Raw genomic sequence first — 12540 nt, 5'->3', positions numbered from 1 at the left:
CCGTTGTCACCTTGCCGCGGTTGACGCATGACCTAGAATGCTATGAAATTGGCAGCGGCCGCCGCTCTACCGGCGCGGGCCAGGCACTCAAAATCCTCTGAAAACCCATGCCTTTACCTTCGCAAGGCCCAATCGACGTGTTCGCGCACGATGGCGCTGGGGTGCTCGGCATGGGCGCGCAAGGCGTCGCGCAGCGCCGCGCGGCGGTCGTCCTCTGCCGGCAGCGCAGCCAATGCGTTGCCGATGGCCACGGCCACGTTGCGCAGCCAGCGCACGTGGCCAATGCGGCGGATGGGGCTGCCTTCGGTGCGCTGCAGGAACTCTGCCTCGCTCCAGCGCATCAGATTGACCAGCTCTGCGCCGGTCAAGCCCGGGCGCGGGTCGAAGTCGGGCAGCGCGCTGCGCTGGGCGTACTTGTTCCACGGGCAGATCAGCTGGCAGTCGTCACAGCCGTAGATACGATTGCCCAGCCAAGGCCGGAGGGATTCGTCGATGGAGCCGTCGTGCTCGATGGTCAGGTAAGAGATGCAGCGCCGCGCGTCGATGCGGTGCGGCGCGACGATGGCGCCCGTGGGGCACACGTCGATGCAGGCCTGGCAGCGCCCGCAGTGCGGCGCCACCGGCTCGGTGGGCGGCAGCGCCAGGTCGATGTAGATCTCACCCAGAAAGAACATCGAGCCGCCTTCGCGATTCAGCACCAGCGTGTGCTTGCCGCGCCAGCCCTGGCCGCTGCGGGCGGCCAGCTCGGCCTCCAGCACCGGCGCCGAATCGGTGAACACGCGGTGGCCGAACGGCCCAATGGCGTCGGCCAGTCGCTGCTGCAGTTTTTGCAGCCGGTTGCGCAGCACCTTGTGGTAGTCGCGCCCCCTGGCGTAGACCGAGACGATGCCTTCGGTGGGGCGGTTCAGCCGGTCCAGCTCCAGCGCCTGCCAGTCGGGCGGCGTGCTGCGCGGCAGGTAGTCCATGCGCGCGGTGATCACGCTCACCGTGCCGGGCACCAATTCGGCCGGGCGCGCGCGCTTGAGGCCGTGCGCCGCCATGTAATCCATGCTGCCGTGAAAGCCGTCGGCCAGCCACGCCAGCAGCCCGGCTTCGGCGCTGGACAAATCCACGCCCGCCACGCCCACATGCGAAAAGCCCAGCTCGCGCGCCCAAGCGCCGATCTGGCTCCACAACGCCTGCGCGTCCATCGCCTTGTCATGCTCCACACCCCGATTCTAGAAACCGCTCCCCGCCGCGTGTGGCGCTGGGGCAGCGAAGCCGATACCGAGGCCTTCGCGCGCCAGCTGGCCGCCTCGCCTGCGCTGGGCGATGCGTTCATCGAACTGCATGGCGACCTGGGCGCTGGCAAGACCACCTTCGTGCGCCACCTGCTGCGCGCGCTGGGCATCACCGGCCGGGTTAAAAGCCCCACCTACGCCGTGGTGGAGCCGCACGAAACGCCGGCCGGGCTGGCGATTTCGCACTTTGATTTTTACCGTTTCAACGACCCGCTCGAATGGGAAGACGCGGGCTTCCGGGACCTCTTTGCCGCCCCCGGCCTGAAGCTGGCCGAATGGCCCGAAAAAGCCGCCGGCCTGCTGCCGGTGGCCGACTGGGTGGTGCGGATCGACGCGCTGGACGACGGCGCGCGGCAGGTGCAGGTGGCTGCGCCCACGCCGCTGGGGGTTCGTTTGCTGCAGGACATGCCTTGATGACCGAACCGCGCACGCCCCCCGCCCCCGCCCGCCGCCGCCTGCTGCTGCAGGGCGGCTCGCTCGTGCTGCTGCTGGGCACTCACCATATTGCGCGCGGCGCCAGCATCGTCGCCGTGCGCCTGTGGCCCGCCGAAGACTACACGCGTGTGACCATCGAGTCCGACACCGCGCTGAAGGCCACGCACCGCATGGTCGGCTCGCCCCCGCGCCTGGCGGTGGACATCGACGGGCTCGACCTGAACCCTACCCTGCGCGAGCTGGTGGCCAAGGTGCGCTCGGACGACCCGAACATCGCCGGCATCCGCGTGGGCCAGAACTCGCCCGGCGTGGTGCGCCTGGTGGTGGACCTCAAGCACGAGATCAAGCCCCAGGTCTTCACGCTGTCCCCGGTGGCGGCCTATCAGTACCGGCTGGTGTTCGATCTGTACCCCGCCAACCCGCCCGACCCTCTGGAGCAGCTGATCGCCGAGCGCATGAAGGACCTGGGCGCCAGCCCCGCGCCCGACGCCGCCAAGGCCAGGGCCGACGCCGCGGCCGTCGATTCGCTGGGCGACCTGATCGCGCGCCAGTTCGAGCGGTCCAACGCCTCTGGCCGCAAGCCCAGCGACACCACGGTGGCCCGCGCACCCAAGCCCCCACCGCCCGCAGCGGCCCCATCTCGGCCTGGTGCCCCGCCGCCGGTGGCGCGCGCGCCCGCGCGGCCGCCGGCCCCCGTGCCCGGCAGCACCGACCGCCTGATCATCGTTGCCATCGACCCCGGGCACGGCGGCGAAGACCCAGGCGCCACCGGCCCCGGCGGCACGCGCGAAAAAGACGTGGTGCTGCAGGTGGCGCTGAAGCTGCGCGACCGCATCAACAATTCCACCGTGGGCGGCAGCCCCATGCGGGCCTTCCTCACGCGCGATGCCGACTTTTTCGTGCCGCTGAATATGCGGGTGGAAAAAGCGCGCCGCGTGGGCGCCGACCTGTTCGTCAGCATCCACGCCGACGCCGTGCCCCACCCCAACGCCAGCGGCGCCAGCGTCTACGCCCTGTCTGAACGCGGCGCCAGCAGCACCACGGCGCGCTGGCTGGCGCAGAGCGAGAACGACTCTGACCGCGTAGGCGGCGCCAACCTGGGGGTGCGAGATTCGGCCTTGCAGCGCACGCTGCTGGACATGAGCACGTCAGCGCAGATTCGTGACAGCCTGCTGCTGGGGGACTCCATGCTCAGCCAGATCAAAGGGGTCGGGCGACTTCATAAAGCGCAGGTTGAGCGCGCCAACTTTGCCGTGCTGCGCCAGCCCGATATTCCCAGCATCCTGGTCGAGACCGCCTTCATCAGCAACCCCGAGGAAGAGACCAAGCTGCGCTCGGAAACCTACCAGAACAACCTGGCCAACGCGCTGATCAACGGCATCCAGAAGTACTTCGCCGCCAACCCGCCGATGGCGCGCAACCGGCAGATCTGACCTGCCCGGCGCCGCCGGATGTCAACAGCTTGCGCCTTGTCCTACAGCAAGCGCTGGCGCACTGTGATGCAATGCATACAGGCGGTGGCCCTGCCCTGTTGACGGGGCCGGTTTCCGCCCATTGCAAGTTCTCCTCATCCCATTCAACGGGCGTTCGCAAGGGCGCCCGTTTTTTATGGTGCTGACACAGCAGCTGAGCCCGGTCAGGCCGGGCTGCCACCTTGCTTTTCAGCGCGCCCCGCGCGCCAGCCGCCGTAGATGGCGATCAGGGCCGGCACCAGGATCAGCGCCCAGATGATCTTGCTCAGGTTGGCCTGCACCCACGGCATGTTGCCGAACACGTAACCGGCGGTGCACAGGCCCAGCACCCAGATCACTGCGCCCACCACGTTGAACAGCGTGAACTTGGCGCGCTGCATCTCCGCCACGCCAGCGACGAAGGGCACGAAGGTGCGAATAAAGGGCATGAAGCGCGCCAGGATGATGGTCACGCCGCCATAGCGTTCGTAGAACGCGTGCGCCTTGTCGAAGGCCTTTCGGTTGAAGAAGCGCGAATCCTCCCACTGGAACACCTTAGGCCCCAGGTAGCGGCCAATGCTGTAGTTGCACTGGTCGCCCAGGATGGCCGCCGCCAGCAGCACCGCGCACGCCACGCCGATGTGCATGTGCCCTGCGCCGGCCAGCGCGCCCACCACGAACAGCAGCGAATCGCCCGGCAGAAACGGCATCACCACCACGCCCGTTTCCACAAAGACGATGATGAACAGCAGCGCGTAAACCCAAACCCCGTACTGGGCCACGAAAGCGCCCAGGTATTTGTCGACATGCAGGATGAAGTCGACCAAATGCATCACGATTTCCATTCGCCAATTATCGGTGGGCAAGGTCACTGGCTTGAAAGCATTGCGCGTGGGTACCCAGGTGCTCGTCGCGGAACAACACATCGGCCAAGCGCACCACGCCCGCAAGGGGCGCCGTCCGACAGGCCAGGCGTGTCGCGCGCCTCACACTGAACGCTCCAATTTGCGCAGGATTGATTGCCATGAACCGCCCATCTCCCGAGCAAACCTCGGTGAACCTCAAAGCCAGAACGCCGCAACCCGGCGCGCTGCCCCATGAAAACGATCAAGCGCCAAGCAGCCAGAAGCCAGCGGCCAGGCAGGACAAGCAGAAGGTCGCCGTCGAGGGCTATGCCGATGCGCAGCGCGGCCGGCCTGACACCTCGGCCGCGCCCCAATTGCAGCAGCCATCGCCTGCGGAATCCCATGCTGCGGGAATGAAGCAAGGCGCACGGACGGAACCTGGGCGGAAACCGCGCAGCCCATGAGCACCAGCACCCGCCTGCGCAAGCGCGCCGCCGCTCCCGCCAAGTCCAACGCGACCGCCAGGCTGGAGACCACCTACCGTCGTCTGCAGCGAGCGCAGGTGGCGCTGGACAGCCAGCGCGCCAAACCGGCAAGCTCTAAAAAACTGCCGCAAACCGGCCCAGGCCTGGATGGGGAGCCCGCCCCGCCGCTGCCGCGCAAGCGCCTGCGCAAGCCCGGGCGCGAGGCTGAACTTGACTTGGCGCCGCGCTACCTGAATCCCGCCTACCTGGGTTCACGCAAGCTCGATGGCAAAGTGGCCCTGATCACCGGCGGCGACTCCGGCATTGGCCGCGCCGTGGCCACGCTGTTCGCGCGCGAAGGCTGCGACATCGTGCTGGTGCACCTGGGCGGCGAGCAACAGGACGCTGCCATTGCGCACGACGCAGTGGTCAACGAAGGCCGCAAGTGCGTGTTGCTGGCCGGTGACGTGCGCCAGCGCGGTTTTTGCGAGCGCGCCGTCGCCAAGGCCCTGAAGGCGTTTGGCCGGCTGGACGTGCTGGTGAACAACGCCGCGTTCCAGTTGCATGCCGACCGCCTGGAAGACCTCAGCGACGAGCGCATCGACCTCACGCTGCAGACCAACGTGGCCGGCTACCTGCGCATGGCACGCGCGGCGCTGCCGCACCTTGAAGCAGGCGCGTGCATCATCAACACCGGCTCGGTGACGGGACTGGCTGGCAGCCCCAGCCTGGTCGACTACTCCGCCAGCAAGGGCGCGATCCACGCGTTGACCAAGGCGCTGGCGCAGCAGGTGCTGGACCGCGGCATCCGCGTCAACGCTGTCGCGCCGGGGCCGGTGTGGACGCCGCTGAACCCGGCCGATAAGCGGCCATCGGACATGGCCGAATTCGGCAGCCACACCGCTTTTCGGCGCCCAGCCCAGCCCGAGGAACTGGCCCCGGCGTACGTATTCCTCGCTTCGCCCTGCACCGCGAGCTACATCACCGGCATCGTGCTGCCGGTGACCGGCGAGGTCGGCGCGATCTAGCGTTGCCGAAGCCGCGGCCAGCCAGCCGTTCACGAGGCAGCGGCGCGCCAGAGTCGAAGCCGCCGCGCGGCGATGGCTTTCTAGAATGGCGCCATGTCCCAAGCGCGCCGCCCCATCCTTGAGTTGCCTGACGAACTGATCAGCCAGATCGCCGCCGGCGAAGTGGTGGAGCGCCCAGCCTCGGTGGTGCGCGAGCTTCTGGACAACGCGCTGGACGCGGGCGCCACGCAGATCACGCTGCGCCTGTCGGCCGGCGGCGTGCGCCTGATCAGCCTGGAAGATGACGGCGACGGCATCGTGCCCGAGCAGATGGCCACCGCGCTCAAGCGCCACGCCACCAGCAAGATCGCCAGCCTGGCCGAGCTGGAAGCCGTGGGCACCATGGGCTTTCGCGGCGAAGCGCTGGCCGCCATCAATTCGATAGCTGAACTCGCTTTGCTGTCGCGCGCTGCAGGCCAATCCAATGCATGGATGCTGGATGGGCGCACGGGCGAGCTGAAACCCGCCGCCCGTGCAGGCGGCACGACCGTCGAAGTCAAAGAGCTGTTCTTCAGCGTGCCGGCGCGGCGCAAGTTCCTGAAAACCGACGCCACCGAACTGGCCCACTGCATCGAGGCGGTGCGCCGCCACGCGCTGGCCCGGCCCGACGTGGGCTTTGCCATCTGGCACGAAGGCAAGCTGGTGGAGCAGTGGCGCCGCCAGTCCGGCGAAGACGCCCGCGACCGCCGCGTGGCCGACGTGCTGGGCGAGGATTTCCTCGCCAACTCCATCGCCGTGGACCACCGCGCTGGCGCCGTGCGCGTGACCGGGCGCGCGGGCTTGCCAGACGCCGCGCGCTCGCGCGCCGACCAGCAGTTTGCCTACGTCAACGGCCGCTTCGTGCGCGACAAAGTCATCGTGCACGCCGCCCGCAGCGCGTACGAAGACGTGCTGCACGGCCACCGCCAGCCGGTGTACGTGCTGTTTGTCGAGCTGGACCCGGCGCGGGTTGACGTGAACGTGCACCCCACCAAGATCGAGGTGCGCTTTCGCGACGGCCGCGAAGTGCACCAGGCGGTGCGCCACGCCGTGGACCAGGCGCTGGCCGCCCCGCGCGCGGCGCTGCTGGCGCAAGCGGCCACCGGTGACGCACCGGGCGCGTCCGCCTGGGCCCCGCGCGAGGGCGATGGCGAAAGCGCCAGCCTGCGCGCAGAAAGCTTCATGCCTTTTCGCCCGCCAGCGCAGATGCCACTTGCGCAAGCAGCTATTAGTTCAGGAGCATCCAACGCGCTGGCGATGGAAGAGCTGCGCGCCCTTTGGCAGCCTCAAGTCAGCCCCGCGCAAGAAGGCGCTCCGCCGCCGATGCCCGCCAGCGACGCTGAAAGCGCAGGCGCCGACACCGTGGCCGCCACGCCCGAATGGCCGCTGGGCCGCGCGGTGGCCCAGTTGCACGGCGTCTACATCCTGGCGGAAAACCGCGCCGGGCTGATCGTGGTGGACATGCACGCCGCGCATGAGCGCATCGTGTACGAGCGGCTGAAAACGCAGCTGGAAGGCGCGCAGGTGGCCAGCCAGCCGCTGCTGATTCCCGCCACCTTCGCCGCCACGCCGCAGGAAGTGGCCACGGCCGAAGGCGCCGCCGATGTGCTGCAGCGCCTGGGCCTGGACATCACCCCTTTCTCGCCTAAAACGCTGGCCGTGCGCGCCGTGCCCGCCACGCTGGCGGCGGGCGACGCGGTGGAACTGGCGCGCAGCGTGCTCGCCGAACTGGCGCAGCACGACGCCAGTACGGTGGTGGAGCGTGCCCAGCACGAATTGCTGGCCACCATGGCCTGCCACGGCGCGGTGCGCGCCAACCGGCGCCTGACGCACGAAGAAATGAACGCGCTGCTGCGGCAGATGGAGGCGACCGACCGGTCTGACCAATGCAACCACGGCCGCCCGACCTGGCGGCAGCTGACCATGCGCGAGCTGGACGGCTTGTTCCTGCGCGGCCGCTAGCGCCGGCCGGCCGACGCGCGGCCTGGCCGCCACCCGATATTCATAACCAAGTCCGAGGAAGGGAAACCCATGTTGTTCGACATTCATCTGCCCAGGCGCACTTCGGTGGCGCGGGCCGCTCAAGCCAGCGCCGTGTTGCTGGCCGCCGCCTGGCTGGCCGGCTGCGCCCAGACAGGCGCGCCGGGCGCCAAGGCCGACGCGGCTTCGGGCACCAAGGCTTCGGCCGCCAGCGCCGCCGCCCAATCGCGCGCGGAATCGGGCGTGGACCGCATGCCGACCGAGCAGAACACCACGCCGTTTTTCACGCTCAGCTCTGCCACGGGCATCGACGAAAGCGTGAAGGTGCCCTACTACACCTACCGCGCCAAGGCGAGCTTCACCTACGACCAGCAGGGGCGCCTGACCCGCGTCGACAAGAATGAGCCGCTGGACGAAGGCTTCATGCCGCTGGATGCACCCGAAACGGCCGACCTGGCCTGCAAGCCCTGGGGCGCCGGCTACAACCAGCGCGTGGGCTGGCACCCGAGCACCGGCGTGTTCGTGGCGGGCGGCGCGCCCACCGCCATCCGCGGCAAGCAGCCCGTTGCCCTGGCACCGCTGGACCAGCGCGACCCGCAAGGGCTGCTGTTCAGCACCCTTCGCGTGAACGGCGTGCAGGCACTGTGGGCGCCTTGCGTGGGCGAAAAGCCCGCCACCGGTTACCAGGCCAACCGCTACCTGGGCGCGGGCGACCGCATTGCGCTGCGCGCCGAAGACGGCACGCGCGTTCAGCTGGCCTTGCCCAGCGTGCAGACGCCTTACGTCATGCTGGTGCCGTCGGATGTGCAGGAAAGGGGCTTCGGCGTGGTGCCGATGCGCCTGGCCATCGTGGCGGTCGACATGGCGCGGCGCCACGTTTCCCTGCAGGTGAAGCCACGACGCCGCAGCTGGAGCTGACCGCCATGGTCTACATGTTCACCCCCACGGCCGCCGAGGTGCGCGGCGCAAAGCCCCCTTACCGCGATGCCTACCGCCAGGCGGATGCCCACCTGGCCGCCTGCGCGGCGCCCACCAGCCCGATCGAGCCGTGCGCGTGGCCCAAGGCGTTCACACCCTACATGGACCCGGACAAGCCACAGGCCGCCCCGCGCGCCCGCGCAGCGCGCCGCCGCTGACCGACACGGGCGCAGGTACGCGCCCGATGCCTTGAGGCATCGCCGCCCTTGTCCTACAGCGGGGCTGGGGTGATCCGCCTACGGTGAAGGCTTGCCCGGTGCAAAGGGGTCCGGGGACCCAGTCGCACCGTTGTTGCCCCACCGTCACGGAGACCGCCATGAGCCAGAAACCCGAAGAGAACCTCGACCCCATCACCGGCGAGCCCGGCGCGCACCCGGTCGGCACCGGCCTGGGCGCCTTGGCGGGCGGCGCGGCGGCTGGCGCTGCCGTGGGCACGGTGGTCGGCCCCTTGGGCACGGCGGTGGGCGCCGCTGTCGGCGCCATCGTCGGTGGCATGGCCGGCAAGGCGGTGGCCGAGGCGGTAGACCCCACCGCCGAACACGCCTATTGGGAAGCCGAACACCCCCGCCAGCCCTACCACAAGGACGGCTACACCTTTGAAGACGACTACGCCCCCGCGTACCGCCTGGGCCTGCGCGACGTGCAGCAACACCAGGGCCGTCCGTATGAGGAGGTGCAGGAAACGCTGGCGCAGGACTGGGACATGTACCGCGGCAAGTCGCGCCTCACGTGGCCCGAGGCCAGCCCGGCGGCACGCGCCGCGTGGGAACGGGCGCAGCACCTGAACATGTCGTCCTGAAGCGCGCGGCCTGCCGGCCGACGGCAGGCGTCACCGGACGGGCTGCCGTTTAGTGGCGCCGCCGCCCCGCAGATCGACCAGGCGATCAGTCGTCGCGCGCGGCCTTGGCGTGATCCGCGAAGTCCGAGAACACGCCGTCAACCCCAAGCTCATAAAAGCGCCGGTACTCGGCCTTCGGGTCGCCCTTGTCGTCGGCGGCCAGGCGCTTGGCTTCGCTGCGGAAGGTGTACGGGTGCACGAACAGGCCGACCTTGTGCGCATCGGCCAGCACGCTGGTGGCGCGCATCACGGTGCGGTCTCGTTCGTCGATGGCGCCGTCGCCATTCAGGTCAACCGGCTTGCCGTCGGCGCCCACCGTCAGGCGCGTGGGAATCAGGTAGGGCTTCCAGGGCCCGATGCCGTCGGCGTAGGTCTTGATCTCGGCCAGGCCCGCGGGCGTGAGCAATGCGCCGTAGTTGCGCTTGTCGCCCGCCAGCGTGAGGTCGTAGGGCTGGCCCCACGGCAGACTGAAGTCGATGCTGCCGTCGGGGTTAATGTCGTAGCCATCCACCAGCTGCACCAGCCGCACGGCGGTCTTGGTGCGCAGGTAGCGCAGGTTGCTGGTCTCGAAGGATTGGATGATGACCGGCGAATCCTTCTTGGTCAGCCCCTGCTGCGCCAGCGCGGCCAGCAGGCGGTCTTCCAGCGGCAGGCCCAACTGCGCGTGGTACGTGGGGTGTTTGGTTTCGGGGTACACGCCGATGGTGCGGCCCACGCGCTTGGATTCGCTTTGCGCCAGCGCCAGCACTTCGTCGAAGGTGGGAATCGCAAACTTTCCATTGAAAGACTGGTGGCGGTCGGGCAGCGGCTGCACGGCGCGCAGGGTTTTCAGCTCTGCCAGCGTGAAGTCGCTGACGAACCAGCCCTCCTCTTCAAACCCGTCCACGCGCATCTTGCGCTTGCGGCTGGCGAATTCCGGGCGGTCCTTCACGTCGGTGGTGGCGACGATGTTCGGCTCATGCCGCGCCACCAGTACGCCGTCCTTGGTGGCCACCAGATCGGGCTCGATGAAGTCTGCGCCCAGATCCACGGCGCGGCGGTAGCCCTCCAGCGTGTGGTCGGGCAGGTAGCCGGCGGCGCCGCGGTGGCCGATGACCAGCGGCTTGTCGCCGTCCAGCGTGTTGTAGCTGCCGCTGCCGCCGCAGGCGACCAGGCTGGCGGCGACGAGCGCGCTGCCCATCAGGGTGTTGATCAGTGTCGTCATGGCGTTGCGGCTCCCTTGGGTCAGATGGACGTGGCGCGAGGCTAGCACCGCGCCGCGTATTGAGCGTGACAGCGGCGACAGCGCCACGCTCAGGCCTCTCGCCGCCTGCCGCCAGCCGCCATGCGCCGATGGCCTACGCGGCTGCGCGGCACGTGCTGGCGCGCTTTCTGGGGCGGCGCGGGTGAAATCAGGCGTTCACACTCAACGACAAGGAAAGCACGCCATGGCAGACATCGACCAGCAGCCACAAGAAAACCTGGGTGGGCCCGACGCGCGCGCCAAGATCCACGCCATCGGCAAGCACGCGCACATGTGCATGCTGGCCACCGGCGTTGCGCAGTACCCTGGCGACGTGCGCCCCATGGCGATCCAGGCCGTGGATGAGCAAGGCGTGTTCTGGCTGCTCAGCTCGTCTGAAAGCGAGAAGAACCGCGACATCGCCCTCGACCCGCGCGTGGTGCTGACCTGCCAGAACGACAGCCGCTACGAATACCTGGCCATCTCGGGCACCGCGCGCATCCACACCGACCGCGCCACCATCGACAAATACTGGACAGCGTTTGCCCGCGCGTGGTTCGACGGGTCGGACGACCCACGTGTCACCGTGCTCAGCATCACGCCCGACGAAGGCCATTACTGGCAGACCGAATCAGGCAAGGTGGTGTCCTTCGTCAAGATGAGCCTGTCCGCCCTCACCGGCTCCAAGCTGAGCGACGGCGGGGTGGACGGGCAGCTGACCGTCTGATGACCCGCGCCGCGCCCGCCCCCACGCCGCGCGGCGATCTGGTCGTGGCCACCCCGCGCGGGCTGTACTGCCCGGCGGGCGATTTCTACATCGACCCCTGGCGCCCCGTGCCGCGCGCGGTGATCACCCACGCGCACAGCGACCACGCGCGGCGCGGCCACGGCGCCTACCTGGCGCAGGCGCAGGGCGAAGGCGTGCTGCGCGCCCGCCTGGGTGCCGACATCCGCCTGCAGGCCGTGGCTTATGGCGAAGCGGTGAGCATCAACGGCGTGCGCGTGTCGCTGCACCCCGCCGGGCACGTGCTGGGCTCAGCCCAGGTGCGGCTGGAACACGCGGGCCGCGTATGGGTGACCTCAGGCGACTACAAGCTCGACCCCGACCCCACCTGCGCGCCGTTTGAGCCGGTGCGTTGCGACGTCTTCATCACCGAATCCACCTTTGGCCTGCCCATTTACCGCTGGCCCAGCGGCGAAGACCTGTTTGCCGACATGTCCGCCTGGTGGCGCGCCAACGCCGACGCGGGCCGCGCCAGCGTGGTGTACGCCTACGCGTTCGGCAAAGCGCAGCGCGTGCTGGCGGGGGTGGACGCCAGCGTGGGCCCGCTGGTGTGCCACGGCGCGGTGCAGGTGCTGAACGACGCCTACCGCGCCGCCGGCGTGGCGCTGCCCGCCACCCACCGCGTGACCGACGACGGCCTGGCACCCGCCGATTTGCGCCGCGCGCTGGTGGTGGCGCCGCCCTCCGCCGCGGGCACGCCCTGGCTGCGCCGCTTTGGCGACCAGGCCGACGCCTTCGCCTCGGGCTGGATGCAGGTGCGCGGGGCGCGCCGCCGGCGCGGGGTAGACCGTGGCTTCGTCCTGAGCGACCACGCCGACTGGCCCAGCCTGCAACGCGCCATTGCCGCCACCGGCGCCGAGCGCGTCATCGTCACGCACGGCAGCGTGCCGGTGATGGTGCGCTGGCTGCGTGAACAGGGGCTGGACGCAGGCGCCTTCGCCACCGAATACGGCGGTGAGGGCGACGATGACGACGGCCAGCCGGACGCGGCCCGTTCGTCTGGTGCGGCGAATGATGACGATGGCACCGAAGGCGCCGATGAGGCCAGCGGAACCGCGTCAGCCCTCAGCTACAAAAGCGAAAACGCTATCGAAAACGAAGCTGCCGGCGCTGAATCCACCAGCGCTGGAAGGCTTTTTGGCAAAGATTCCGGCAACGCCGTTGCTGCGCCGAACGCGCCGATGCAGCCCCCGCCGCCCACGCACCGCGCGCACTGA

The 12540-nt window shown here is 69.2% G+C and carries 13 protein-coding genes; 10 read left to right on the top strand and 3 right to left on the bottom strand.

From position 1 onward, the window contains the following. Positions 1 to 113: 113 nt before the first annotated feature. The gene (gene queG, locus C6570_RS07455; protein ID WP_211297688.1) at positions 114 to 1190 is read right to left on the bottom strand and encodes a tRNA epoxyqueuosine(34) reductase QueG; all 1077 of its coding nucleotides are present in this window, start codon (positions 1188 to 1190) and stop codon (positions 114 to 116) included. 9 nt (positions 1191 to 1199) lie between these two features. Between queG and tsaE the strand changes: the two genes are divergently transcribed. Together tsaE and C6570_RS07445 are read left to right on the top strand one after the other, a co-directional pair. Then, entirely contained in the window at positions 1200 to 1694 is a 495-nt protein-coding gene (gene tsaE, locus C6570_RS07450) for a tRNA (adenosine(37)-N6)-threonylcarbamoyltransferase complex ATPase subunit type 1 TsaE (RefSeq protein WP_245896344.1), read from the top strand. Beyond that, on the top strand, positions 1694 to 3148 hold the full coding sequence (locus C6570_RS07445; RefSeq protein ID WP_106702650.1) for an N-acetylmuramoyl-L-alanine amidase: 1455 nt from the start codon (positions 1694 to 1696) through the stop codon (positions 3146 to 3148). The genes tsaE and C6570_RS07445 overlap by 1 nt, the downstream gene beginning before the upstream one ends. A gap of 203 nt (positions 3149 to 3351) precedes the next feature. On the opposite strand, the gene C6570_RS07440 is transcribed toward C6570_RS07445, so the two are convergent. Then, the gene (locus tag C6570_RS07440; protein WP_106702649.1) at positions 3352 to 4011 is read right to left on the bottom strand and encodes a DedA family protein; all 660 of its coding nucleotides are present in this window, start codon (positions 4009 to 4011) and stop codon (positions 3352 to 3354) included. A gap of 179 nt (positions 4012 to 4190) precedes the next feature. Here C6570_RS07440 and C6570_RS17985 point away from each other — a divergent pair, with 179 nt between their 5' ends. From C6570_RS17985 to C6570_RS07415, 6 genes are all read left to right on the top strand, one after another. Further along, positions 4191 to 4475 carry a hypothetical protein gene (locus C6570_RS17985; protein ID WP_123812234.1) on the top strand — a complete coding sequence of 95 codons (285 nt, stop codon included), beginning with the start codon at positions 4191 to 4193 and terminating at the stop codon, positions 4473 to 4475. Continuing rightward, the gene (locus tag C6570_RS07435) at positions 4472 to 5503 is read left to right on the top strand and encodes an SDR family oxidoreductase (RefSeq protein WP_106702648.1); all 1032 of its coding nucleotides are present in this window, start codon (positions 4472 to 4474) and stop codon (positions 5501 to 5503) included. Before C6570_RS17985 ends, C6570_RS07435 begins: the two co-directional genes overlap by 4 nt. 93 nt (positions 5504 to 5596) lie before the next feature. Beyond that, positions 5597 to 7483 (top strand): DNA mismatch repair endonuclease MutL, encoded by a 1887-nt coding sequence (gene mutL / locus C6570_RS07430; protein WP_106702647.1) that lies wholly within the window; start codon positions 5597 to 5599, stop codon positions 7481 to 7483. A 69-nt stretch (positions 7484 to 7552) separates the two neighbouring features. Further along, complete coding sequence (locus C6570_RS07425; protein ID WP_106702646.1) at positions 7553 to 8419, top strand: hypothetical protein; 867 nt, start codon at positions 7553 to 7555, stop codon at positions 8417 to 8419. Between the two features lie 5 nt (positions 8420 to 8424). After that, positions 8425 to 8637, top strand: a complete 213-nt coding sequence (locus C6570_RS07420) for a hypothetical protein (protein WP_106702645.1) — start codon at positions 8425 to 8427, stop codon at positions 8635 to 8637. 158 nt (positions 8638 to 8795) lie between these two features. After that, the gene (locus C6570_RS07415; protein WP_106702644.1) at positions 8796 to 9278 is read left to right on the top strand and encodes a glycine zipper 2TM domain-containing protein; all 483 of its coding nucleotides are present in this window, start codon (positions 8796 to 8798) and stop codon (positions 9276 to 9278) included. Between the two features lie 85 nt (positions 9279 to 9363). Here C6570_RS07415 and C6570_RS07410 read toward each other — a convergent pair whose 3' ends face one another. Beyond that, on the bottom strand, positions 9364 to 10521 hold the full coding sequence (locus C6570_RS07410; protein WP_106702643.1) for a glycerophosphodiester phosphodiesterase: 1158 nt from the start codon (positions 10519 to 10521) through the stop codon (positions 9364 to 9366). A 223-nt stretch (positions 10522 to 10744) separates the two neighbouring features. Here C6570_RS07410 and C6570_RS07405 point away from each other — a divergent pair, with 223 nt between their 5' ends. Together C6570_RS07405 and C6570_RS07400 are read left to right on the top strand one after the other, a co-directional pair. Continuing rightward, a complete protein-coding gene (locus tag C6570_RS07405) occupies positions 10745 to 11266 on the top strand; it encodes a pyridoxamine 5'-phosphate oxidase family protein (protein WP_164675505.1) in 522 nt (173 codons plus the stop codon). Beyond that, positions 11266 to 12540 (top strand): ligase-associated DNA damage response exonuclease, encoded by a 1275-nt coding sequence (locus C6570_RS07400; protein WP_106702641.1) that lies wholly within the window; start codon positions 11266 to 11268, stop codon positions 12538 to 12540. Before C6570_RS07405 ends, C6570_RS07400 begins: the two co-directional genes overlap by 1 nt.

Source organism: Ottowia oryzae (assembly GCF_003008535.1).
GTDB lineage: Bacteria > Pseudomonadota > Gammaproteobacteria > Burkholderiales > Burkholderiaceae_C > Ottowia > Ottowia oryzae.
Note: the sequence above shows the minus strand (reverse complement) of the source record. Positions and strands in the feature narration are given on the sequence as shown.

What these genes read in the sequence shown, in the direction of transcription:
- queG (WP_211297688.1), bottom strand. Translation starts at nt 1,190, where the DNA reads ATGGACGCGCAGGCGTTGTGGAGCCAGATCGGCGCTTGGGCGCGCGAG.
- tsaE (WP_245896344.1), top strand. Translation starts at nt 1,200, where the DNA reads ATGCTCCACACCCCGATTCTAGAAACCGCTCCCCGCCGCGTGTGGCGC.
- C6570_RS07445 (WP_106702650.1), top strand. Translation starts at nt 1,694, where the DNA reads ATGACCGAACCGCGCACGCCCCCCGCCCCCGCCCGCCGCCGCCTGCTG.
- C6570_RS07440 (WP_106702649.1), bottom strand. Translation starts at nt 4,011, where the DNA reads ATGGAAATCGTGATGCATTTGGTCGACTTCATCCTGCATGTCGACAAA.
- C6570_RS17985 (WP_123812234.1), top strand. Translation starts at nt 4,191, where the DNA reads ATGAACCGCCCATCTCCCGAGCAAACCTCGGTGAACCTCAAAGCCAGA.
- C6570_RS07435 (WP_106702648.1), top strand. Translation starts at nt 4,472, where the DNA reads ATGAGCACCAGCACCCGCCTGCGCAAGCGCGCCGCCGCTCCCGCCAAG.
- mutL (WP_106702647.1), top strand. Translation starts at nt 5,597, where the DNA reads ATGTCCCAAGCGCGCCGCCCCATCCTTGAGTTGCCTGACGAACTGATC.
- C6570_RS07425 (WP_106702646.1), top strand. Translation starts at nt 7,553, where the DNA reads ATGTTGTTCGACATTCATCTGCCCAGGCGCACTTCGGTGGCGCGGGCC.
- C6570_RS07420 (WP_106702645.1), top strand. Translation starts at nt 8,425, where the DNA reads ATGGTCTACATGTTCACCCCCACGGCCGCCGAGGTGCGCGGCGCAAAG.
- C6570_RS07415 (WP_106702644.1), top strand. Translation starts at nt 8,796, where the DNA reads ATGAGCCAGAAACCCGAAGAGAACCTCGACCCCATCACCGGCGAGCCC.
- C6570_RS07410 (WP_106702643.1), bottom strand. Translation starts at nt 10,521, where the DNA reads ATGACGACACTGATCAACACCCTGATGGGCAGCGCGCTCGTCGCCGCC.
- C6570_RS07405 (WP_164675505.1), top strand. Translation starts at nt 10,745, where the DNA reads ATGGCAGACATCGACCAGCAGCCACAAGAAAACCTGGGTGGGCCCGAC.
- C6570_RS07400 (WP_106702641.1), top strand. Translation starts at nt 11,266, where the DNA reads ATGACCCGCGCCGCGCCCGCCCCCACGCCGCGCGGCGATCTGGTCGTG.